21 protein-coding genes are annotated in these 20,622 nt (G+C 73.5%); 13 read left to right on the top strand and 8 right to left on the bottom strand.

Translation table 11 applies throughout. The features are described from left to right. Positions 1–27: 27 nt before the first annotated feature. From ITJ44_RS02920 to ITJ44_RS02945, 6 genes are all read right to left on the bottom strand, one after another. On the bottom strand, positions 28–903 hold the full coding sequence (locus ITJ44_RS02920) for a glycosyltransferase (protein WP_194633262.1): 876 nt from the start codon (positions 901–903) through the stop codon (positions 28–30). Then, the gene (locus ITJ44_RS02925; protein WP_194633263.1) at positions 900–1,721 is read right to left on the bottom strand and encodes a CDP-alcohol phosphatidyltransferase family protein; all 822 of its coding nucleotides are present in this window, start codon (positions 1,719–1,721) and stop codon (positions 900–902) included. The genes ITJ44_RS02920 and ITJ44_RS02925 overlap by 4 nt, the downstream gene beginning before the upstream one ends. Beyond that, positions 1,718–2,791, bottom strand: coding sequence for a glycosyltransferase family 2 protein (locus ITJ44_RS02930; protein WP_194633264.1), 1,074 nt, complete (start codon positions 2,789–2,791; stop codon positions 1,718–1,720). The genes ITJ44_RS02925 and ITJ44_RS02930 overlap by 4 nt, the downstream gene beginning before the upstream one ends. Positions 2,792–2,940: 149 nt before the next feature. Further along, a complete protein-coding gene (locus ITJ44_RS02935; RefSeq protein ID WP_194633265.1) occupies positions 2,941–4,521 on the bottom strand; it encodes a trypsin-like peptidase domain-containing protein in 1,581 nt (526 codons plus the stop codon). Between the two features lie 226 nt (positions 4,522–4,747). Next, complete coding sequence (locus tag ITJ44_RS02940; RefSeq protein ID WP_228494467.1) at positions 4,748–5,416, bottom strand: hypothetical protein; 669 nt, start codon at positions 5,414–5,416, stop codon at positions 4,748–4,750. Positions 5,417–5,631: 215 nt separating this feature from the next. Beyond that, positions 5,632–6,126: a hypothetical protein gene (locus ITJ44_RS02945; protein ID WP_370551606.1), complete on the bottom strand. Its 495-nt coding sequence runs from the start codon at positions 6,124–6,126 to the stop codon at positions 5,632–5,634. A gap of 244 nt (positions 6,127–6,370) precedes the next feature. Here ITJ44_RS02945 and ITJ44_RS02950 point away from each other — a divergent pair, with 244 nt between their 5' ends. From ITJ44_RS02950 to ITJ44_RS02990, 9 genes are all read left to right on the top strand, one after another. After that, entirely contained in the window at positions 6,371–7,576 is a 1,206-nt protein-coding gene (locus ITJ44_RS02950; protein ID WP_194633267.1) for an aminotransferase class I/II-fold pyridoxal phosphate-dependent enzyme, read from the top strand. Between the two features lie 130 nt (positions 7,577–7,706). After that, the gene (locus tag ITJ44_RS02955; protein ID WP_194633268.1) at positions 7,707–8,642 is read left to right on the top strand and encodes an ABC transporter ATP-binding protein; all 936 of its coding nucleotides are present in this window, start codon (positions 7,707–7,709) and stop codon (positions 8,640–8,642) included. Then, on the top strand, positions 8,639–9,478 hold the full coding sequence (locus ITJ44_RS02960; protein WP_194633269.1) for an ABC transporter permease subunit: 840 nt from the start codon (positions 8,639–8,641) through the stop codon (positions 9,476–9,478). Before ITJ44_RS02955 ends, ITJ44_RS02960 begins: the two co-directional genes overlap by 4 nt. A gap of 95 nt (positions 9,479–9,573) precedes the next feature. Continuing rightward, positions 9,574–10,815, top strand: a complete 1,242-nt coding sequence (locus tag ITJ44_RS02965) for a sensor histidine kinase (protein ID WP_194633270.1) — start codon at positions 9,574–9,576, stop codon at positions 10,813–10,815. Continuing rightward, positions 10,812–11,510, top strand: coding sequence for a response regulator transcription factor (locus ITJ44_RS02970; protein WP_194633271.1), 699 nt, complete (start codon positions 10,812–10,814; stop codon positions 11,508–11,510). Before ITJ44_RS02965 ends, ITJ44_RS02970 begins: the two co-directional genes overlap by 4 nt. Before the next feature lie 88 nt (positions 11,511–11,598). Then, entirely contained in the window at positions 11,599–11,973 is a 375-nt protein-coding gene (gene clpS / locus ITJ44_RS02975) for an ATP-dependent Clp protease adapter ClpS (protein WP_194633272.1), read from the top strand. Continuing rightward, a complete protein-coding gene (locus ITJ44_RS02980) occupies positions 11,970–12,485 on the top strand; it encodes a DUF2017 family protein (protein ID WP_194633273.1) in 516 nt (171 codons plus the stop codon). Before clpS ends, ITJ44_RS02980 begins: the two co-directional genes overlap by 4 nt. Before the next feature lie 112 nt (positions 12,486–12,597). Continuing rightward, positions 12,598–13,611 carry an NAD-dependent epimerase/dehydratase family protein gene (locus tag ITJ44_RS02985; RefSeq protein WP_194633274.1) on the top strand — a complete coding sequence of 338 codons (1,014 nt, stop codon included), beginning with the start codon at positions 12,598–12,600 and terminating at the stop codon, positions 13,609–13,611. Next, positions 13,608–14,237, top strand: coding sequence for a DNA alkylation repair protein (locus ITJ44_RS02990; RefSeq protein ID WP_194633275.1), 630 nt, complete (start codon positions 13,608–13,610; stop codon positions 14,235–14,237). Before ITJ44_RS02985 ends, ITJ44_RS02990 begins: the two co-directional genes overlap by 4 nt. 42 nt (positions 14,238–14,279) lie before the next feature. Here the strand turns inward: ITJ44_RS02990 and ITJ44_RS02995 are convergent, their stop codons facing one another. After that, complete coding sequence (locus ITJ44_RS02995) at positions 14,280–14,552, bottom strand: CDGSH iron-sulfur domain-containing protein (protein ID WP_370551607.1); 273 nt, start codon at positions 14,550–14,552, stop codon at positions 14,280–14,282. Then, complete coding sequence (locus ITJ44_RS03000; protein WP_194633276.1) at positions 14,549–15,694, bottom strand: iron-containing redox enzyme family protein; 1,146 nt, start codon at positions 15,692–15,694, stop codon at positions 14,549–14,551. Before ITJ44_RS03000 ends, ITJ44_RS02995 begins: the two co-directional genes overlap by 4 nt. Before the next feature lie 172 nt (positions 15,695–15,866). Here ITJ44_RS03000 and ITJ44_RS03005 point away from each other — a divergent pair, with 172 nt between their 5' ends. From ITJ44_RS03005 to ITJ44_RS03020, 4 genes are all read left to right on the top strand, one after another. Continuing rightward, a complete protein-coding gene (locus ITJ44_RS03005; protein ID WP_194633277.1) occupies positions 15,867–17,138 on the top strand; it encodes an ROK family protein in 1,272 nt (423 codons plus the stop codon). A 157-nt stretch (positions 17,139–17,295) separates the two neighbouring features. Continuing rightward, the gene (locus ITJ44_RS03010; protein WP_194633278.1) at positions 17,296–18,687 is read left to right on the top strand and encodes an extracellular solute-binding protein; all 1,392 of its coding nucleotides are present in this window, start codon (positions 17,296–17,298) and stop codon (positions 18,685–18,687) included. A 3-nt stretch (positions 18,688–18,690) separates the two neighbouring features. Continuing rightward, positions 18,691–19,689, top strand: coding sequence for a carbohydrate ABC transporter permease (locus tag ITJ44_RS03015; protein ID WP_194633279.1), 999 nt, complete (start codon positions 18,691–18,693; stop codon positions 19,687–19,689). Positions 19,690–19,778: 89 nt separating this feature from the next. After that, positions 19,779–20,609 (top strand): carbohydrate ABC transporter permease, encoded by an 831-nt coding sequence (locus tag ITJ44_RS03020; RefSeq protein WP_194633280.1) that lies wholly within the window; start codon positions 19,779–19,781, stop codon positions 20,607–20,609. Positions 20,610–20,622 lie beyond the last annotated feature (13 nt).

A 20,622-nucleotide genomic window follows, 5' to 3' on the forward strand; every position in this document is an offset into this window, starting at 1 on the left:
TCGTGACCGGGCGGGAGCGGATCACGATCAGATGACGGGCGGCCTCCCCGCGCGTGCCATGCGGACGACGGTGCTCCACGACATCGGGCGACGCGGCCCGGGCGACGTCGTCCACCCCTCGCACCAGCCGCGCAGCCAGGTGCCGAGCCCGTCGCGGTCCCGGGCGCTGCGGATCAGCTGCACGGCGGTCCACGACCCGACGTACACGGGGATGAGCGGCAGCGGCAGGTTCCGGCGTGCGAGCCACACCCGGTTGCGCGCGGTGAGGCGGTGGTACTCCGCGTGCCGTGTGGGCGCGACGGCGGGGTGGTGCGCGACGAGGTCCCCCGCGTACCAGGCGCGGTGGCCCTGGTCCCAGATCCGCCAGGCCAGCTCGATCCCCTCGTGGGCGTAGAAGAACTCCCCCGCCCAGCCGCCGGCGGACTCGAACGCGTCGCGGCGGACCACGACGGCGCCCTCCAGCACGGACATGACCGGGCTCGAGCGCACGGGATCGCCCTTGCGGATGCGGGGGATCCAGCGTCGCGGCGTGGCAGCGCCGGTGGGGTCGATGATCCGCGGCTGGATGAGCGCGATGTCGGCGGTGCCGCGCATCAGCTCCAGGCAGTCCACGAGGAAGTCCGCGCTGGGCACGGTCTCGTCGTCGTCGAGGAAGAACAGCGTCTCCCCGGTGACGAACGGGACGCCCGCATTGCGGCCGGCGGGGATGCCGAGGTTCTCCACGAGGTGCAGTCCCCGTACGCCGTCGGGGAGGCCCTCCGGATCCCAGCCGTTGCCGACCACGACGACGTCGAGCGCGACGGCCCGCTGACGCAGCACCGATGCGAGCGACGCCGCCAGACCCTCCGGCCGACGCCCCTGGCTGAGGACGACGACGCCGACGCGCGGGACGGCGTCCGTCACGCGGACGTCAGCCGGCGCGAGGTGACGATCATCACGAAGTGCCCGACGAGGGCCAGCACCGCGAGCGGCACCAGGACGACGAGGTACACCCGGTCGGTCTCCGGCTGACCCGCGACGAGCCCGACGAGCGCGACGACGAAGGTCACGATGGTGAGCTCCACCGAGTGGAACATGCGATGGAAGGGCACGAACCGCACGACGCGGCGGGCGGTCGCGATCAGGGAGTGCTGGGATGCGACCGTGCCCGCGCCCACGGGCGCCTTCGGCAGGTCCGCCGACGCGCGCGCCACGCGCACCATGTCGTTCAGCGCCTTGTTGAGCACGATCACGAGCGCCAGGGCGAATGCGAGGGTCGTCCACGGCAGGTCGCCCGGCGCCTCGAACGGATGGGCGGCGGCGCGGACCCCGAGCGCGAGCGCGATCAGCGTCTCGGTGGAGTAGTGCCCCACGGCGTCGAGGAAGTGCCCGACCGGCGACGACGTCCGGCGCCAGCGCGCGACCTCGCCGTCGCAGCAGTCCACGAGCATCTGCAGCTGGCCGAGGACCAGCGCGAGGGCAGCCCCCGCGATGCCCGGGATGAGGAGCGCGGCGGCGGCGGCCCAGCCCGTGAGGATCATGACGACGGTGACGCCGTTCGCGCTGATCCTCGTGCGCAGCAGCAGCCAGGTGAGGTACGGCGACAGGTCGCGCAGGTACAGGTGCGCCGTCCAGTGCTCGGCGTTGGCACGCAGGCGCACCTCGGGCGGCTGGGTGACCCGCCGCAGCTCCGCGATGGACGCGGGCAGCCCGCGGTCGCCGGTGTCGGGAGCGGCGCTCATCGGCCCGTGTGCCCGTCGAGGTCGTCGGTGAGCTCGAGGAAGCCGAGCACGAAGCCGGTGCCCCAGCTGAAGTGGATGGACGGCAGGACCGCCGCGAAGCGCAGCATCGTGGCCGCGCCGTCCCGGGACGCGACCGACACGGTGCTCACCAGCACGAAGCCCGCGTAGACGCCCGGCACGAGGAACGCGCCGACGAGGCGACGGAGCCCGGGCATGCCGAGGGCCGCGCCTACGAGGCCCGCGGTGCCGAGCACGAGCCCCGCGGCCACGCCCGCGACGGCGACCGGCGGCACGAAGTACCGCACGGAGTTCTGCCGCGTGTAGCGTCGCGCGAGCTCGCCGCGCCAGAGGCCGGTGGCGAAGAACTGCCGGATGAGCGACCGGAACGTGGAGCGCGGACGGTAGGTGACCTTCATCCGCGGCGTGAACCAGACGAGGCCGCCGCTCTGCCGGAGCCGGCGGTTGAGCTCCCAGTCCTGGCCGCGACGCACTCCCTCGTCGAAGAGCCCGACCTCGACGAGGCGCTCGCGGCGGAAGGCGCCGAGGTACGCGGTCTCCGCCGGCCCCTCTTTGCCGCCCACGTGATGCGCGGTGCCGCCCAGCCCGACACGGGCGCCGTACGCGCGGGCGACGGCCTTCTCGAACGGGGTGCGGCCCTCCGCCGACATGAGCCCGCCGACGTTGTCGGCTCCCGTGGCCTGCAGCGTCTCCACGGCGATGCGCGTGTAGTCGCGCGGCAGGAGCGAGTGCGCGTCGACGCGGATCACGACAGGGTGGCGCGTGGCGCGGATGGCGGCGTTCAGCCCGCCCGGCGTGGATCCCGTGGGGTTGTCGACGCTGGTGATGCGCGGATCGGCCTGTGCCATCTCGCGCACGACCTCGGTGGTGCCGTCGGTGCTCGGGCCGAGGGCAAGCACGACCTCGACGTCGCCGGCGTAGTCCTGCTGCATCATGCTGTCGACGGCGACGCGCACGTGGGCAGCCTCGTTGAGGATCGGCATGACGTACGAGACGGCGGGCAGGTCGCCGGAGCTGCCGGCGACGGGGTCGCGTCGCGGGTGGTGCGCCATCTGAGCCGATCTCTTCGGGAGGTGCGGCCGAGGCCAGTCGGGGGCCGGGCCTCGCAGGAGTTTACCAGCCTCCCCGCGAGCCACCCGCCGGTCGCCGACGACGAGGGGCGGACCGGCATGCGCCGATCCGCCCCTCGAGATGAGCCCGGCTACTGCTGCAGCGTGCCGAGCTTCACGTCGATCTGCTGCTTCTGTCCGCCGCGGATCACCGTCAGCGCGACGTCGCTGCCACCCGCGAGGGCACGCACCTGAGCCGTGAGGTCGCTCGCCTTGCTGATCGGGGTGCCGCCGAACGAGGTCACGATGTCACCCTGCTTCAGCCCCGCCGATGCCGCCGCTCCCCCGCTCTGGACCTCGGCGATGAACGCGCCGCCGACCGGGGTGGAGGAGTCGCCGGTGGCGACGTCGCGGACGCTCGCCCCGAGGAGGCCGTGCGAGGCCTTGCCGTCCTGGATGATCTCCTGGCCGACGCGCTTCGCCAGGTTCGACGGGATGGCGAAGCCGACGCCGATGCTGCCGGCGGTGGAGCTGGTGCCGCCCGCGTTCGCGATGGCGACGTTGACGCCGATGAGCTTGCCGTCGCCGTCCAGGAGCGCTCCACCCGAGTTGCCGGGGTTGATGGCGGCGTCGGTCTGGATGACGGCGAGGTTGATCGTCGCCGCCGCCTGGCCCTGCGCGCCGGATCCGCCCTGCCCGCCGGATCCGCCCTGGCCGCCGGATCCGCCCTGGCCGCCGGATCCACCCTGGCCGCCCGATCCGCCCTGGCCCTCGTTGCCGAAGGGCCAGAAGTTGAACGGCGTCTCGTCGCTCTGGCTTCCGTCGCCCGGGGTCGTGGGCGCTGCCGAGGACGCCACCTGGATGCTCCGGTCGAGCGCGCTGACGATCCCGTCGGTGACGGTGCCGGACAGGCCGAGAGGGGCGCCGATGGCGATGGCCGTGTCACCCACGTTGAGCTTCGACGAGTCGGCGAACTCGATGGGGGTGAGTCCGCTCGCGTCGTCGAGCTTGATGACGGCAAGGTCGACAACGGGGTCCGTGCCGACGAGCTTGGCCGAGTACAGGGCCCCATCCGCGGTCTTGACCTGGATGGTGGCGTCTCCCGTCTGGCCGTCGAGCGTCACGACGTGCGTGTTGGTGAGCACGTAGCCGTCACTGGAGAGGACGACGCCCGAGCCCGTGCCGCCGGCCTGCGCGCCTGCCACGTCGATGGTGACGACGGAGCCCGATACCTTCGCCGCGACGGCCGTGATGGGCGTCGCGTTGTCCGGGTCGTTGACGGTGATGTTCGCGGGAGACTCGCTGACGGTCTGGGTCGACCCGTCGTCGTGGGCGATGGCCCAGGTGGTGAGTCCGCCTGCGGCACCTCCGATGAGGGCTCCGACGGCCAGCATGGCGACGAGCGGGAGCGCCTTGTTCGGCTTCTTGGCGGGCGGAGCGGTCGCGGCGGTGCCGACCTCCTCGGGCCCCATGGCCGCGGGGCCCGCGAGCGGCGCGGTCGCCGCGCGGTCCGTCGGCGACGCGGTCCCGTAGGCGACGGTGTCTTGCTGGTCGGGGCTCGTTGGCGCGGGGTGGGTTGAAGCCGCGGGACCGGCGGGCGCCGGCCAGGCGGATCCGTCGCTGGGGGCCTGGGGAGCAGGTGACGATGACGCCTCCGTCGAGGAGCCCTCGGCTCGGCCGGCGACCTCGCGGCCGCCCTCGTGCTCGTCGTCGCCGTGGCTTCTGTCGGTCATCGGTGGTGCTCCTCTCAGGTCGTGCCAGCATTCAGGGCGAGTCTGGGCGTTCCCTATGGCCGCCCTGACAGCGCACCGCCCGCCGGCCATGGATGCCACAGGGCGAGCGATCTCGGACAGGCGCCGCTCGCATGCTGGCTCGAGCGTACGGGGCCACGGCGTGCCTCCGCGGACGGTCACGCGATGTGACTGGTCATCCGCGACCCCGCGTCGGCTCAGACGGTGGTCATGGGCATCCGGGTCCGGCGTTCCGCTCCCCGCACGCACCCCCGACCAACACCGTCGACCCCTGCAGGACATGGATCGTGACCGGACCTATCTCCACCGGGAGCGTGCCCGGGATCGGCAGCCAGCCACCGCCATCGAACCGGTAGGCCGGCGAATACGCGATCGTCAACACCACCTGCCGATCCCCGACGCTCGAATACACGTGACTCGTGTCCGTCTGGGTGAAGTCCTGCTGCCCCAACTCCTTCCACGACGCACCAGCCCCCACCACCGTCGTAGTGGTCCCGTCGCCGTGATCCCACGAGAACGACACCGGCACGAACCGCACCTGCGCCGGCCGACCCAACAACACCCCGTCGACCACCTGCGTGGCCGCATCCGTTAACAGGTTCACCGGAGCCCCCACGATCGCCCACCCCTTCGGCTGCGACCGGATCCCCGCATCCCGCGGCACGAACTGCGCCACATCCTGAAGCGACACCCCCGGATCGGCCGCCACGACCGGCACCGGATCGGCGGGCTTCACCGGCGCCTTCGCCGGCGGCAGGAACGCATGATGACCGTCGAAGCAGGAACCGATCCCGGGCTGGCACGGAACATCGACATCCGCCGCCACGCGACCCCGCGGCACCGGAGGCGGCGAAACCGGCACCGCTGCACGATCCACTGGTGGCCTCGTCTTGTCTGCGAGAGTCGGGAATGGCGGCTGGGCGGGATGGTCCTCGTGCGCCTCCAACGAGACGCCGCTCCCGTCGATCTCACCGGACGCGCAACTGCCTACGCTTCCCGTCGACTGACCGCAAGAACCTGCAGCGGCTCGGGCGGGGGCTGGAGCCCCCAAAGCCAGGGCGACTGCGACCGCAGCTGCTGCGATTACGGGCGTCACCCGCACGCTCGGACCGCCTCGTTGCGGAGGGAATCGCTGATGCGCCATGAACCATCCGCCGACTTCTTGGCCTTCATCTGCAGCGAGAGCCGCGCATCGCGGCTAGGAGTGACGTCACTACCGGCATGGTCGAGGATGCGAATGCCGCTCACATCGAGACAGGCCTGGGCGACCATGAAGTCGCCCTCCGAGTCCGAGCCGTGGCTGGTGACCTCGAAGCCTGACTCCGTCGCCTTCCCCACGCTGTGCTGGTCCTTCTCCTGGGTATCGCGGACAGACGAAAGCTCGCCCTCGAGCGCGTCGCCGGTGAGTAGGCCTGACAGGACCTCCCCTGTCTCCTGACTCTGATCCAAGCTCACGTAGCGGGTGAACACATCACGGAAGGCCGCCTCGTCCTGCTGCTCCTGCGTCAGCGGGGGCGGCGGGGCGGGCGTCGGCGACGGCGACGAAGAGGACGCGCATCCCACGAGAGACGGGATGGAGACGAGCACGGCCAGCGACAGGACCGCCGCTCCCCCTCGTCGACGCAACGGACTGCGCGGTCGCTCGTGCAAGATCTTCTCCCCCCGGGCCGTGCGGACATCCCGCGAACGTGCGGACGCAGCAGCGCCGGGCATCGCGGGTCCAGGAAAGGTAGCCGGGGTCGGGAGGCGCGGACCCCATCGCTCCACACCACGCGCGGCCGGTCCGGTGCTGTCGCCTGTGGAGGACGAGGAGGCGCGCGATGATGGGCGCATGACGATTCCCGGCGCGTGGGCGCGAGCGGCACGTGGGGCCATGCTGCTGACGCCCGACGGGACGCCGGGCACGACCGTGTTCGCCGAGATGAGCGCGCTGGCGGCAGCGACCGGCGCGATCAACCTCGGTCAGGGATTCCCGGACGAGGACGGGCCTCGCGAGGTGCTCGACGCCGCCCGGGCCGCGATCTCGGCCGGGATGAACCAGTACCCGCCCGGCCGCGGCACCCCCGAGCTGCGGTCGGCGATCGCCGCGCATCAGGCGCGCTTCTACGGTCTCGTCGTCGATCCGGACGCCGAGGTCCTCGTCACCGCGGGCGCGACCGAGGCCATCGCCGCGACGCTCCTCGCCCTCGTCGAGGAGGGGGACGAGGTCGTGACGCTCGAGCCGTTCTACGACGCGTACGGGGCGCTCATCTCGCTCGCCCGCGGGATCCACCGGACCGTGCCCCTGCGCGCGCCCGACTTCCAACCCCGGCTCGACGACCTCCGCCGGGTGATCACGGACCGCACCCGCGTGATCCTCCTCAACGACCCGCACAACCCCACCGGGACCGTGCTCAGCCGCGAGGTGCGGGAGCTCGTGGTCGAGCTCGCCGTCGCCCATGACGCGGTGATCGTCACGGATGAGGTGTACGAGCACCTCGTCTTCGAGGCGCCGCACGTGCCCGTCGCGACGCTGCCCGGAGCTCAGGAGCGCACGGTGACGATCTCCTCCGGCGGCAAGACGTTCCGCACCACCGGCTGGAAGATCGGCTGGCTGACGGCGCCGGCGCCGCTCGTGTCGGCGATCCTCGCGGTGAAGCAGTTCCTGACCTTCGTGAACGGGGCTCCGTTCCAGCCCGCCATCGCGACGGGTCTCGCGCTCCCCGACGCGGTGTACGACGGCATCGCCGACGACCTGCGGCAGAAGCGCGACGTGCTCGCGGCCGGGCTCACCGACGCGGGCTTCCGGATCCACCTCCCGGCGGCCGGGTACTTCATCGTCGCGGACGCGGCGCCCCTCGGCTTCCCCGACGCCCGCGAGCTCTGCCTGCGCCTGCCGGAGCTCGCCGGCGTGGTGGGCGTGCCGCTCTCGGCCTTCTGCCATGCGCCCCTCGCCGCGGAGCACGCGTCCCTGGTGCGGTTCGCGTTCTGCAAGCGGATCGACGTGCTCGAGGAGGCGGCGACGAGGCTCGCCGCGCTGGGCGCCGGGCCCGCCTGAGGCGGCACCCTGGTACCAGCGTCCCCGTGCGACGAGGGGCCGGAGGGGGGACGCCCGCTCGAGGACCCCGCCCCTAACGTTGATCCCGCGGGCGCTGGGCCCGCGCACCCATCCTGAGGAGGCAGCGCGCATGATCGTCGCTGAGAACCTGACCAAGCGCTACGGCGCGAAGACCGCCGTGGACGGCGTGAGCTTCACCGTCCAGCCGGGCATGGTGACCGGATTCCTCGGTCCGAACGGCGCCGGCAAGTCCACCACGATGCGCATGATCGTCGGGCTCGACAGCCCCACGTCCGGCTCGGTGACCGTCAACGGCCACCGCTACCGCGACCTCCAGGCCCCGCTCCACGAGGTCGGCGCGCTCCTCGACGCGAAGGCGGTGCACACGGGCCGCTCCGCCTACAACCACCTGCTCGCCATGGCGGCCACGCACGGGATCCCGCGCTCGCGCGTGGACGAGGTCATCGAGATGACGGGCCTGCAGCCGGTCGCCAAGAAGCGCGTCGGCGGCTTCTCCCTCGGCATGGGGCAGCGCCTCGGGATCGCCGTCGCGCTCCTCGGGGACCCGCGCACGCTGATCCTCGACGAGCCCGTCAACGGCCTCGACCCGGAGGGCGTGATGTGGGTGCGCAACATCACCCGCTACCTGGCCGGCCAGGGCCGCACGGTGCTGCTCTCCTCGCACCTGATGAGCGAGATGGCGCAGACCGCCGACCACCTCATCGTCCTCGGCCGCGGCCGCGTGCTCGCCGACGCGCCCGTCGCCGCCGTCGTCGCCGGAGCCACGAGCGGCCTCGTCCGCGTCCGCTCACCGCACGCCGACCAGCTCGGCCAGGCGGTGGCGCGCCCGGACGTCGTGGTCACGAGCGTCGAGCGCGACGTCATCGAGATCACCGGGCTCACGGCCGCGCAGGTCGGCGACGCGGCGATGTCCGCCGGGGTCGTGCTGCACGAGCTCACGCCCGTCACCGCGTCCCTCGAGGACGCCTACCTGTCGCTCACGCAGGGCGACGTCGAGTACCACAGCGCCGCAGTCGGCACGACCGAGCAGGAGATCGCACGATGACCGCCACCAGCACGACCTACGCGCCCGCCCCGGTGACCACGGGCCGGCCGACCCTCCTCCGCCTCATGCGCTCCGAGTGGATCAAGCTGCGGACGCTGCGCTCCACCGTGTGGTGCTTCGCGCTCGTCTTCCTCCTGCTCGCCGGATTCTCGGCGCTCTTCACGCCGTTCGTCGTGGACCAGCTGCGCGACCAGCTGTCCCTCCCCGGCGTGCCCGCCTCCGACCTGCTGCTCTCGGTCGGCCTCAGCGGGGTGACCCTGTCGATGCTGGTCGCCGGCGTCCTCGGGGTGCTCGTCATCAGCGGCGAGTACTCGACCGGCATGATCCGCTCGTCCTTCAGCGCGGCGCCCCGTCGACTCGGCGTGATCGCGGCGAAGGCGATCGTCTACACGCTCGTCACCTTCGTCGTGACCGCCATCGCGGTGGCCGCCGCGCTCCTCATCGCCCGCGGGTACTTCACGTCGGTCGGCGCGAAGGTCGACATGCTGGACGGCGACTTCCTGCTCGCGGCCCTCGGCGCCGTGCTCTTCGTCGTGCTCATCGGCCTGATGGGGTTCGGCTTCGGCCTGCTGCTGCGCAACGGCGCGGCGGGCATCGGCGCCCTGGTCGGCCTCGTGCTGGTCGTCCCGATCGTCGGGCAGCTGCTCGGCGGGGTGATCGACTGGGTCGCGAAGCTCGGGCCGTACTTCCCCCTCAGCGCGGGCGGTCGGCTCTACAGCACGGCGAGCGGAGCACCCGGCGAGCTCGAGTTCTGGCAGGCGCTGCTCGTCATGGTCGGGTGGGTGGCCGTGATCCTCGTGCCCGCCCTGGTCCTCGCCCGCAAGCGGGACGCCTGATCGACGCGGGCAGGAGGGCGCCGTCGGGCGCGGCGGACACCGCCGCGCCCGACGGCGTCCGCCTGCCCACCCCGCCCGGCGCGATCCGAGGGTGGATGGCTCGGCACCCCCGGGTGGTCGACGCCGCCATCGCCATCGTCTTCACCCTGCTGTCGGTGAGCGCCGCCCCCGTCGTCGGCAGCAGATCGCTCGCCCTGCCCGGCGGGATCACGCTGGCCGTGCTCAGCATCCTGACGGGCGTCGCGCTGATGTTCCGTCGCAGCCGACCCGCGGCGGTCCTGGCCGTCTCCGCGGCGGCGGCGGCGGGAGCGGCCCTCGTGTCCGGCAGCTTCGACGGCGGGGCCATCCCCCTCGCGCTCTACGCGCTGGCCGTCTACGGGTCGTCCCGGCGCGCGTGGATCGGGTTCGGCGGCGTGGCCGTCGTCGTCGCGGTCGTCACGCCGGCGACGGCCGGCCAGGGCCCGATGGCCCTGTCGATCGCCACCATGCTGCTCGTCAGCATGATCCTCCCGCTCATCGCGACGCTCATCGGCGCGAACGTGGGCGGGCGGAAGCGCTACGTCGAGGCGCTGCGGGACCTCGCGGTGCAGCTCGCCCGTGAGCGCGACCAGCAGGCGCGGCTCGCGACGGCGGCGGAGCGGACGCGGATCGCGCGCGAGATCCACGACATCGTCGCCCACGGGATCACCGTCATGGTGACCCTCGCCGACGGGGCGGCCGCGAGCGCCGTCGCCCGGCCCGAGCTCGCGCGGGACGCGATGCGCGAGGTCGCCGAGACCGGCCGCACCTCTCTCTCCGAGATGCGCCGCATGCTGGGCGTGCTCGCCGAGGAGCCGGGCCCGGGCGACGAAGCGACGCCCTCGCTCCGCGCGCCGCAGCCCGGTCACGCCGACCTCCCCGCCCTCGTCGACTCGTTCCGCTCGACCGGCCTCCCGATCCGCTTCACGAGCACCGGCGGGCCGCCGGACGACCCGGGACGCCAGCTCGCCGTCTTCCGCGTCGTGCAGGAGTCGCTGACGAACGTGCTCCGCTACGCGCCGAACGCCGACCGGGTCGATGTGCGCGTCGACCACCGGCCCGAGGAGATCGTCGTCGAGGTCACCGACGACGACCTCACGGGACCCGTCGTGCCGCCCGTCCCCGGCAGCGGTCGCGGCCTCGTGGGAGTCGCGGAGCGCATGGCCGTGTACGGCGGCACCGCGACGGCCGGGCGGCGCGAGAACGGCGGGTGGCGCGTGCTGGCCACCATGCCCAGCGGGCTCCACGATGTCCGGCCGGGCGACGTGTCCCGAGCGCCCGATCCCACCGACACCCCCCGCGTCCAGGAGGACCGATGACCGACAGCAGCACCCCCGTCCGCGTGCTCATCGTGGACGACCAGGCGCTCGTGCGCATGGGCTTCCGCATGGTGCTCGACGCGGAGCCCGGGATCGAGGTGGTGGGCGAGGCCGCCGACGGCCACGGGGCCGTGGAGCGCACCGGCGCGCTCGCGCCCGACGTCGTGCTCATGGACGTGCGCATGCCCGGCATGGACGGGATCGAGGCCACCGCGGAGATCGTCGCGCGGCACCCGGCGACGCGCGTCATCGTGCTGACCACGTTCGACCTCGACGAGTACGCGTTCGCCGGGCTCCGCGCCGGGGCGAGCGGCTTCCTCGTGAAGGACACGCGGCCCGAGCACCTGATGGAGGCGATCCGCGCGGTGGCGGACGGCGACGCCGCCATCTCGCCCCGGGTGACGCGCCGCATGATCGAGCTGCTCGGTCCCGCGATGCCCCCGACGGGCGCGGCGGCCGGGACGGGCGAGGGCGCCGCCGACCCGCGCCTGCGCCCGCTGACCGCGCGCGAGCTGGAGGTGCTCACGGCGCTGGCCGAGGGGCTCACCAACCAGGAGATCGCCGGCCGCCTGTACCTGTCGGAGTCGACCGTGAAGACGCACGTGGGCCGGGTGCTCGCGAAGCTCGAGGTGCGCGACCGCGTGCAGGCGGTGATCCTCGCGTACGACTGCGGGCTCGTGCGGCCCGGTGCGTGACGATCGGCCAGCGGGGTCGCCGAGCGCCCGCGCGGCAGGAGAGGATGGATCCACCGGCCGCTCGCCGGGACGACCCCACGGGAGCGCGATGACCACCACCGCAGTCGACGCGCGCACCCCGCGTCCCCTGCCCGCCGCTCGCCGCGCCGCCGACCCGCCCGCGGGGGATCCCGGATCCGGCACGCGCACGGGATCCGACACGAGCCTGCTCGAGCGCGCCGCGACGCCGCCGGTCTGGAGCTGCGTGGTCTGGAACGACCCCGTGAACCTCATGACGTACGTCTCGTACGTGTTCCGCAGCTACTTCGGCTTCACCCGGGAGCGCGCCGACGAGCTGATGCTCCGCGTGCACGAGGACGGCCGGGCGGTCGTGGCGACGGGGATCCGCGAGGAGATCGAGCGCCACGTGCTCGCGATGCACGGCTACGGACTGTGGGCCACGCTCGAGCGGGTGGACGCGTGAGGGCCTTCCGCGCGCGTCCCGACGGCACGGTCGCCGCGCACCTCGAGCTGCACGAGGTCGCCATGCTGCGCGGCCTCCTCGGCGAGCTCCGCGGGATCCTGGACGAGGGATCCGCGCCCGGCGGCGCCACGGACGGCGCCGCCCCCTCCCCCGTCGTCGAGCGCCTGCTGCCCGACGCCTACCCGGACGACGCCGAGTCCTCCGCCGAGTTCCGGCGGTTCACGGCATCCGACCTCACCGAGGCCAAGGCCGCGAACGCCGCGTCCGTCGAGGCGACCCTCGCCGAGGCGGACGCGCGAGGTGCGGGCCGGCGCGGGCTGCTCGTGGTGCTGGACCCGACGGGCGCGCAGGCCTGGCTCCGCACGCTCAACGACCTCCGGCTCGCGATCTCCGTGCCGCTGCGCATCGACGAGGCCGACGGCTGGCGCGACCGCGCGCCGCAGGAGAGCGCGAGCCTCTACGACTGGCTGACGTTCGCGCAGGGATCGCTCATCGAGGCCGTCGACCGCTGAGCGCCGACGGGGCCCGCCGCCCGCGTGCTCCGCGACGGGCGTCGGCGAGCATGATGGAGGGGACCCGCGGACCAGCCGGCCCGACGGGTCCCGTCCGCAGGAGAGGAGCAGCATGCGCGTCGTCGTCATCGGAGCCACCGGGAACCTCGGCACCGGGGTGCTGCGCCGCCTCCACGCCGCGGGCGCGGAGGTCGTGGGCGTCGCGCGGCGCATGCCCGACGCCTCCCTCGAGCCCTACTCCCTCGTCACCTGGCGGCTCGCCGACATCGGCGCGGCGGGCGCGGTCTCCGGGCTCGCGGCGACCATGCGCGGCGCCGACGCGGTGATCCACCTCGGCTGGGCGCTCCAGCCGAACCACCGCGAGCGCGTGATGCACCGCACCAACGTCATCGGCACGGCCCACGTGCTGGAGGCGGTCGCGCGGGCGGGCGTGCCGCAGGTGGTCGTCGCGTCCTCGGTCGGCGCGTACAGCCCGGCGCCCAAGGACCGGCCGCGGGACGAGACCTGGCCCACCGGCGGGATCCACACCTCGCACTACTCACGGCACAAGGCGGAGAACGAGCGCGCGATGGACGCGTTCGAGGCCGCGCACCCGGGGATCGTCGTGACGCGCATGCGGCCCGGGCTCGTGATGCACGACGAGGCCGCGGCGGAGATCGCCGGGCTCTTCCTCGGGCGGTGGATCCCCACGCGCTGGCTCGGGCTCGCCACCCGCACCCCGCTGCTGCCGCTCCCCCGCGAGCTGGTGTCGCAGGTGGTGCACAACGAGGACGTGGCCGACGCGTTCTGGCGCGCGGTCGAGCGGCGCGCGCCGGGGGCGTTCAACGTGGCGGCGGATCCGGTCGTCGATCCGGCGCTCGTCGGCCGCCTGCTCGACGCGCGCGTCGTCACCGTGCCGCTGCCGGCGCTGCGGGCGCTCGTCTCGGTGAGCTGGCGGCTGCGCGTGCAGCGCACGGATCCGGGCTGGATCGACATCGCCGCCCACGTGCCGGTGATGTCGACGGCCCGGGCCCGCGAGGTGCTCGGCTGGGCGCCGACGCACACGGCGGAGGAGGTGCTCGCCGAGTTCGGCCGCGCCTTCGTGCACCGCACCGGGCGCGAGGGCTCGGCGCCGCTCGCCGGATGAGCGAGGACGCCGAGTTCGTCGCGGCGGCCCTCGAGCGGGAGGGCGCGTGGTACCGCGCCGATGCGGAGCGGGAGCGGCTCGGCTCCGACCTGGAGTTCGTGGGCGCGTCCGTCGGCGCCGTGCGCGGGACGGTGCGCGACCTCGGCCGGCGGCATCCGGGCATGACGCGGGACGAGGCGGCCGCGCTGGCGTCGGAGCTCTGGCGGTCGCGCGTCTACGAGCGCCGCCTCGCGGCCGTCGTGCTGCTGCAGGAGCACGTCGACGGGCTCGACAACGGCGACCTCACGCGCATCGAGGGCTTCGTGCGGGAGGCGCGGCTGCGGGCGCTCGTGGATCCGCTCGCCCTCGACGTCGTCGGGCCGCTCGTCGAGCGGCTGACCGGCACGGCGCGCGCCCGGGCCGACCAGGCGCTCGACCGGTGGGCGGGCGAGCACGACGTGTGGCTGCGGCGGGCCGCGCTGCTGGCGCCGACGCGGCCGCTCCGGGCGGGCGGCGGCGACTGGGACGGGTTCCTCCGCCGTGCCCGCAACGCGCAGGCGGGGCCGCGCGGCGGGCACGACGTGGTGCGCGAGGCGGTCGAGCGCGTACGCGACGTGGCGCGGGAGACGCGGCCCGATCTCGTCTGACGGGCCCGTCGGATCCACCGGAGGCGGCCGCCCGCGCGGTCCCTACTCCGCGGCGGGTGCGGGCGGATCCGTGCGGAAGCCGACCAGCCGGTGCGTGCCGTCGCAGTAGGGCTTGATGGACGAGACGCCGCAGCGGCAGAGCGCGACCGTGCTCCGCGTGCGCGGGACGGGCCGGCCGGCGGGATCCACGATCTCGAAGTCGCCGCGGACGAGGAGAGGGCCGTCGGGGTACGCGATGATGCGCGCCGGCTCCGAGCCGGACGACCGCTCCGGTGCGGGGACGGGGGCCCCGGCGTCGCCCGTCGGCGCGCTCACGCGGCGGCCACGACGACGGCCGTCGAGCCCGCGCGCAGCGACGACCGGCCCGCCTGCCAGCTGGCCAGCACGTGCGCCCCGACCCAGCCCTCGACCTCGAGGCACGCGGCCGCGCCGAACAGGACGTCGTCGAGGAGCGCGGGCTCCGACTCCACGAGCCCGCCCGCGAGGTCGTGCGCGGCGATCTGCTCGTGCACGGCGTCGGCCTCGACGTGCTCGTCGTAGTACCAGGCGACGTCGTCGCCGAAGCCGAGGCGGCGGATCCCGCTCGCGTAGAGGCGGCTGGGCACGCTCGAGGTCATCTCGAACGCGGCGAGGTGGCCGACGATCGCGCCGCGGAGGCGCCGGTGCAGGCCGAACAGCGACATCGCGTTGGAGGACGCGAGCGTGATCGCGGGCACGGCGTCGAGGTAGGCGCCGTAGCGGTCGTCGAGGCCCGTGCCGCGCAGGGTCGCGCCGAAGATCGTCGCGTGCACGCGCTCGGGCCGGCCGCCGCCGTACTCGTCGGCCTGGATCTCCACGAGCGCGGCCTTCGCACGACCCCGCAGGCGCGGGATCGCCCAGGAGTGCGGGTCCGCCTCCCCGAGCGTGTAGATCGACCGCTGCACGAGGAACTCGCGGAGCTGCTCGAGGCTGGCCTTCCGCGCGACGAACCGGGAGAGGGACGGCCCGGAGTCGGCCGAGGTCAGCGCGAAGAGCGCCGCCGCGACGCCGGCCGACGTCGGCTCGGGGCGCTCGGGGACGGGCACGCGGTCGCGCAGGGCGGCCTCGAACGCCCGCTCCAGGATCCCGCGGACGGCGAGGAGCCGCGGGTCCCACTCGCGGTCCTCGTCCACGCCGGCGAGCCCCGCGTGATGCAGCTCGTAGAGGCAGAAGAGGGCCAGCTGGACGTCGTCGTCGCGGACCACGTCGTCCGTCGCGGCGAGCGCCTCCGCGGCGAGCGCCGCGAGGTCGGGGACGGAGGCGATGGCGCGCGCGTCGGCCGCGGTGCTGACGGCGGCGTCGGATCCGGCCGGGGCCGACGCGGAGGATGCGCCGGCGAGGTCGGCGAGGAGCGCCGCGCTGAGCGGGCCGCGCGCGGCGGGGAGGGGCGACGGGAGGGTGCTGGCCGCTTCGTGGGCGGTCGCGAGCAGATCGGTCATGGATCCACCCTGCTCCGGCCCGAGCGGGCACGGCCGGGCGTGTCGCCCTCTCGCCCGGGCAGCGGCAAGGCCTCGTGCCGACGCAGGGCGGGGTGCGACCGCCGTGCGCGCATCCGGGATACTGCGAAGAGGCCCGCGCCCGGCGGGCGACGGCCGGTGCGAGGAGGTGCCCATGCGACGCGGCACCAACCTGCCCGCGATCGGCGGCTACAACCGCACGGTGGTGCTCGACGCGGTGCGCCGCGCGGCGGAGGGCGCCAGCCGGTCCGAGATCGCCGAGCGCACGGGCCTCAGCGCGCAGACCGTCACCAACGTGACGCGCCGCCTCATCGACGAGGGACTCGTGCGCGAGGGCGGCACCGTGATCCGCGGGCCCGGCAAGCCCCGCACGCTCCTGCACCTCGTCGCCGACGGCCGCTTCGCGGTGGGCGTGCACGTGGATCCCGCGGTCATCACCTCGGTGCTGCTCGACCTCGAGGGCACGGTGATCCGGCACGTCAGCAGCCCGACGCCGTCGGCGTCGCGCCCCGACGAGGTGGTGGCGCTCGTGGCCCGGCTCGTCGACGGGCTCATCGCCGACGCGGGGGTCGACCGCCAGGCCGTGCTCGGCGTGGGGCTCGCCGCCCCGGGGCCCATCGACGTGGGCGCTGGCCTCGTGCTGGATCCGCCGATGCTCCCCCGCTGGCGCCACGTGCCGCTGCGCTCGGCCCTCAGCACCGCGACCGGCCTGCCGGTGCTCCTCGAGAAGGACGTGACCGCGGCCGCCGTCGCGGAGCTGTGGTTCGGGCCCGGGGACCGCCGCCACCTCGCGTTCGTCTACTACGGCACGGGGTTCGGCACCGGGCTCGTGCTCGGCGGCGAGCCCGTGCGCGGCGCGAGCTCGAACGCCGGGGACTCGGGGCACATCATGGTCGCCTCCCGCGGGCGGCGGTGCACGTGCGGGCGCGTCGGATGCGTGGGCGAGCTCATCACGCCGCACGCGCTCGTGCGCCAGGCCGTCGAGGGCGGCGTTCTCGGCTCCGGGGACGTGTCCGACGCGGCGCTCGCGGAGGCGGCGGCGAGCGGCGACGCGGTCGACATGCGGCTCATCGGCGAGGCCTTCCACGCGCTCGCGGCCCGCGCGGACGGCGATCCCCAGGACGGGCCGGCCCGCCGGATCGTGGAGGCGGCGGCCCGGCACCTGGCGCGCGCCATCGTGATCCAGGTGAACCTGCTCGACCTCGACGAGGTCGTCTGCGGCGGACCGTTCTGGCACCCGATCGCGCGGATCGTGCTCGAGACGCTGCCGGAGGAGGTGCGGCGGTCCCCCGCGCTCATCGCGAAGCACCCCGTGCGGGTGGTCGAGTCGGCGATCGGCGAGGACGTCGCCGCCGTGGGTGCCGCGTGCCTCGTGCTCGACAACGCGTTCTCGCCGCGCCCGTCGGCGATGCTCATCCGCGGCTAGCGGCCAGCGGCCGGCACCCGGGAGCCCTCGGCCGCGCGCGTCCACGCCGCAGGATCGACACCAGAATGTCTTGACATGGATTAATCCATACGTTTGGCTAACCTTCGACGGGCGGCGACGACGCCGACCGTCCGAGCCAGTGGAGCAAGGGAGCACCATGACGAATCGCCGGACCCACCCGAGGACGCGAGCCCGCATCCTCCAGATCACGGCGGCATCCGTCGCCGCCCTCCTCCTCGCCTCCGGCTGCTCGGCCGGCGCGGGCGGAGGAGGCGACGGGAAGACCATCAAGGTCGCGTACCAGAAGTTCGGGACCTTCACCCAGATGGACGCCCACATGAAGGAGACCGCGGCGACCTTCGAGGCCGCGAACCCCGGCATGAAGGTCGAGTTCGTGCCCATCGCCGCGCAGAACGACGACTACTTCACCAAGCTCGCGCTGATGAACCGCTCCGCGTCCACCGCCCCCGACGTGATGTACGAGGACACGTTCAAGGTGAAGTCGGACGCGGCCGCCGGCTACCTCCTCCCCCTCGACGACCACGTCGCGAAGTGGGACGACTGGGCGCAGTTCTTCGACTCCGCCAAGCAGGCGGGCGTCGGCGAGGACGGCAAGGTCTACGGGATCCCGATGGGCACCGACACGCGCGCCCTCTGGTACAACGAGGACCTCTTCCGGAAGGCCGGCCTGCCGGTGCCGTGGGAGCCCAAGGACTGGGACGACGTGCTCGACGCCGCGAAGACCATCAAGGCGAAGCTGCCGGACGTCGTCCCCCTCAACGTCTACTCGGGGAAGCCCCAGGGCGAGGGCGCCACGATGCAGGGCTTCGAGATGCTGCACTACGGCACCCCCACCGGCACGCTCTACGACGACACGACGAGCAAGTGGATCACGGGCTCGCAGGGCTTCATCGACTCGCTCGGATTCATCCGCGACGTCTACCAGGGCGGCGTCGGCCCGAAGCCCGAGGAGGCGCTCGACACCAACATCTCCACCATCGTCGGCGGCGAGTGGCTGCCGCAGGGCAAGCTCGCGATCGACCTGGACGGGTCGTGGCTGAGCGGCACCTGGCTCGACTCGGGCACGAACCCGTGGCCCCAGTGGAGCGACGTCATGGGCCAGGCGCCCATGCCCACGCAGGACGGCGCGGCCCCCGGCGCGGTCAGCATGTCGGGCGGCTGGACCCTCGCGGCCGGGGCCAAGACGAAGAACCCCGACAAGGCGTTCGAGTTCATCGCCGACGCGCTCGACAAGGACGGGTCGCAGTCGTACGACATCGCGGCCAGCCAGATCGCGGTCCGCAGCGACGTGGCCGAGGATCCGGAGTACGTCGCCTCCAACCCGACGTTCGCGTTCTTCTCCTCCCTCGTCGACGACACGCACTTCCGCCCGGCGACCACCGACTACAGCCGCATCTCCAACGCGATCACCGTGGCGATGGAGTCGGTGATGACCGGCCAGCAGTCCCCCGAGGAGGCCGCGGCCGCCTACGACCAGGCCCTCGTCGGCATCGTGGGCGACGACGGGACGCAGAAGGCGGAGGGCTGACCCGTGGCCACCATCGCCCCCGTGCCGGTCGGCCCCGACACCGACGCGCGGAGCGCCGACCGGCGGGGCGCGGCCGGGTCGGGCCGGGGATCGGGCGGGCCGTCGCCGGTCCGCCCGGGCCGGGCCCGCGCCCGCGCGCTCCGCACCGGCGCGCGCACCGTCCCGCTGCTGCCCGCGATCGTCCTGCTCGCCCTGTTCCTCCTCGGCCCCGTGATCTCGAGCCTCTACGGCTCCTTCACCGACGCGTCCCTCACCGGGTACGCGGCCGGCGGCGCGCGGTTCATCGGCTTCGACAACTACACGGCGCTCTTCGCGGACCCCGACTTCCCGAAGTCGGTGCTCCTCACGCTCGCCTTCGTGTTCTTCTCCGCGGTCGTGGGACAGAACGTCGTGGGCCTCGGGCTCGCGCTCCTCATGCGGCAGGGCGACCGCGTCGTGCGGGCCGTCGTCGGCACCTTCGTCATCGCGGCCTGGGTGCTGCCGGAGATCGTGGCCGCGTTCGCCGCGTACGCGTTCTTCAACGACTCCGGCACGCTCAACACGGTCCTCGGGTTCTTCGGGATCCCGGGCGCGAACTGGCTCTACGGGCTGCCGCTGCTGTCGGTGATCCTCGCGAACGTGTGGCGCGGATCCGCCTTCTCGATGCTCGTCTACGCGGCCGCCGTGCAGGAGGTGCCGCCGGAGATCACCGAGTCGGCGGAGGTGGACGGCGCGACCGGCTGGCAGCGGCTCGTCTTCATCACGCTGCCGGTGATCCGCCGCAGCATCTCGACCAACCTGATGCTCACCACGCTGCAGACGCTCTCGGTCTTCACCCTCATCTTCGTGATGACGGGCGGCGGCCCCGGCACCAGCAGCGCGACCCTGCCGATCCTCGCCTACCAGGAGGCGTTCCAGTTCTCGCAGCTGGGCTTCGGCACCGCGATCGCGACGATCATGCTCCTCGTCGGAGCCGTGTTCAGCGTGATCTACATCAGGGCCCTGCGCCCGGAGGTGGATTGACCATGGCCGTGACCCCGACGGCGCCGGCACCCGCCCGCGCCTCCCGCTCGCCCCTGTCCCGCCGCGCGGCCCGCCAGCCGGGTTCCCGCATGACCTCGCCGAGCGGCCGCGTGATGCGCCAGGTGGCGAACGGCGTGCTCGTCGTCGTCGCCCTGTGCTTCGCCGTGCCGCTCGTGTGGCTCGTGCTCGCGGCCTTCGACCCGTCGGCCACGCTGTCGGCGAAGGTGCCGGCCGAGTTCACGCTGGAGAACTTCCGCGCCGTGCTGACGCCGGAGATCTCCTTCATCCCGCTGATGAACAGCCTCGTGCTCTCGGGCGGCTGCGCGATCGTGACGGTGGTGGTCGCGATCCTCGCGGCCTACCCGCTGTCGCGGTACCGGATGCGCATCAACAAGCCGTTCCTCTACGGGATCCTGTTCGGCACGTGCCTGCCCATCACCGCGATGATGGTGCCCGTCTACAGCCTCTTCGTCACGCTCGACCTCATCGACTCGATCGCCGGCACGGTCTTCTTCCTCGCCGCCACGAGCCTGCCGATGGCGATCTGGATGGCGAAGAACTTCATGGACTCGGTGCCCATCTCCCTCGAGGAGGCGGCGTGGACCGACGGCGCGTCGATGATGCGCACGCTCACCCACATCGTCGTGCCGCTCATGCGCCCGGGGATCGCGGTGGTGTTCATCTTCGTGTTCATCCAGGCGTGGGGGAACTTCTTCGTGCCCTTCATCCTGCTGCTGAGCCCGGACAAGCAGCCGGCCGCCGTCAGCATCTTCAACTTCTTCGGCCAGTACGGCAGCGTGGCCTACGGACAGCTCGCGGCGTTCTCGCTCGTCTACTCGGTGCCCGTCATCGCGCTGTACGTCCTCGTCTCGCGCACGCTCGGCGGGTCGAACGCGCTCGCCGGCGCCGTGAAGGGCTGACCCGCGCGCATCC

The organism is Clavibacter sp. VKM Ac-2873, assembly GCF_015351075.1.
Taxonomy (GTDB): Bacteria; Actinomycetota; Actinomycetes; order Actinomycetales; family Microbacteriaceae; genus Clavibacter.

What these genes read in the sequence shown, in the direction of transcription:
- ITJ44_RS02925 (WP_194633263.1), bottom strand. Translation starts at nt 1,721, where the DNA reads ATGAGCGCCGCTCCCGACACCGGCGACCGCGGGCTGCCCGCGTCCATC.
- ITJ44_RS02930 (WP_194633264.1), bottom strand. Translation starts at nt 2,791, where the DNA reads ATGGCGCACCACCCGCGACGCGACCCCGTCGCCGGCAGCTCCGGCGAC.
- ITJ44_RS02935 (WP_194633265.1), bottom strand. Translation starts at nt 4,521, where the DNA reads ATGACCGACAGAAGCCACGGCGACGACGAGCACGAGGGCGGCCGCGAG.
- ITJ44_RS02950 (WP_194633267.1), top strand. Translation starts at nt 6,371, where the DNA reads ATGACGATTCCCGGCGCGTGGGCGCGAGCGGCACGTGGGGCCATGCTG.
- ITJ44_RS02955 (WP_194633268.1), top strand. Translation starts at nt 7,707, where the DNA reads ATGATCGTCGCTGAGAACCTGACCAAGCGCTACGGCGCGAAGACCGCC.
- ITJ44_RS02960 (WP_194633269.1), top strand. Translation starts at nt 8,639, where the DNA reads ATGACCGCCACCAGCACGACCTACGCGCCCGCCCCGGTGACCACGGGC.
- ITJ44_RS02965 (WP_194633270.1), top strand. Translation starts at nt 9,574, where the DNA reads ATGGCTCGGCACCCCCGGGTGGTCGACGCCGCCATCGCCATCGTCTTC.
- ITJ44_RS02970 (WP_194633271.1), top strand. Translation starts at nt 10,812, where the DNA reads ATGACCGACAGCAGCACCCCCGTCCGCGTGCTCATCGTGGACGACCAG.
- clpS (WP_194633272.1), top strand. Translation starts at nt 11,599, where the DNA reads ATGACCACCACCGCAGTCGACGCGCGCACCCCGCGTCCCCTGCCCGCC.
- ITJ44_RS02985 (WP_194633274.1), top strand. Translation starts at nt 12,598, where the DNA reads ATGCGCGTCGTCGTCATCGGAGCCACCGGGAACCTCGGCACCGGGGTG.
- ITJ44_RS02990 (WP_194633275.1), top strand. Translation starts at nt 13,608, where the DNA reads ATGAGCGAGGACGCCGAGTTCGTCGCGGCGGCCCTCGAGCGGGAGGGC.
- ITJ44_RS03000 (WP_194633276.1), bottom strand. Translation starts at nt 15,694, where the DNA reads ATGACCGATCTGCTCGCGACCGCCCACGAAGCGGCCAGCACCCTCCCG.
- ITJ44_RS03005 (WP_194633277.1), top strand. Translation starts at nt 15,867, where the DNA reads ATGCGACGCGGCACCAACCTGCCCGCGATCGGCGGCTACAACCGCACG.
- ITJ44_RS03010 (WP_194633278.1), top strand. Translation starts at nt 17,296, where the DNA reads ATGACGAATCGCCGGACCCACCCGAGGACGCGAGCCCGCATCCTCCAG.
- ITJ44_RS03020 (WP_194633280.1), top strand. Translation starts at nt 19,779, where the DNA reads ATGACCTCGCCGAGCGGCCGCGTGATGCGCCAGGTGGCGAACGGCGTG.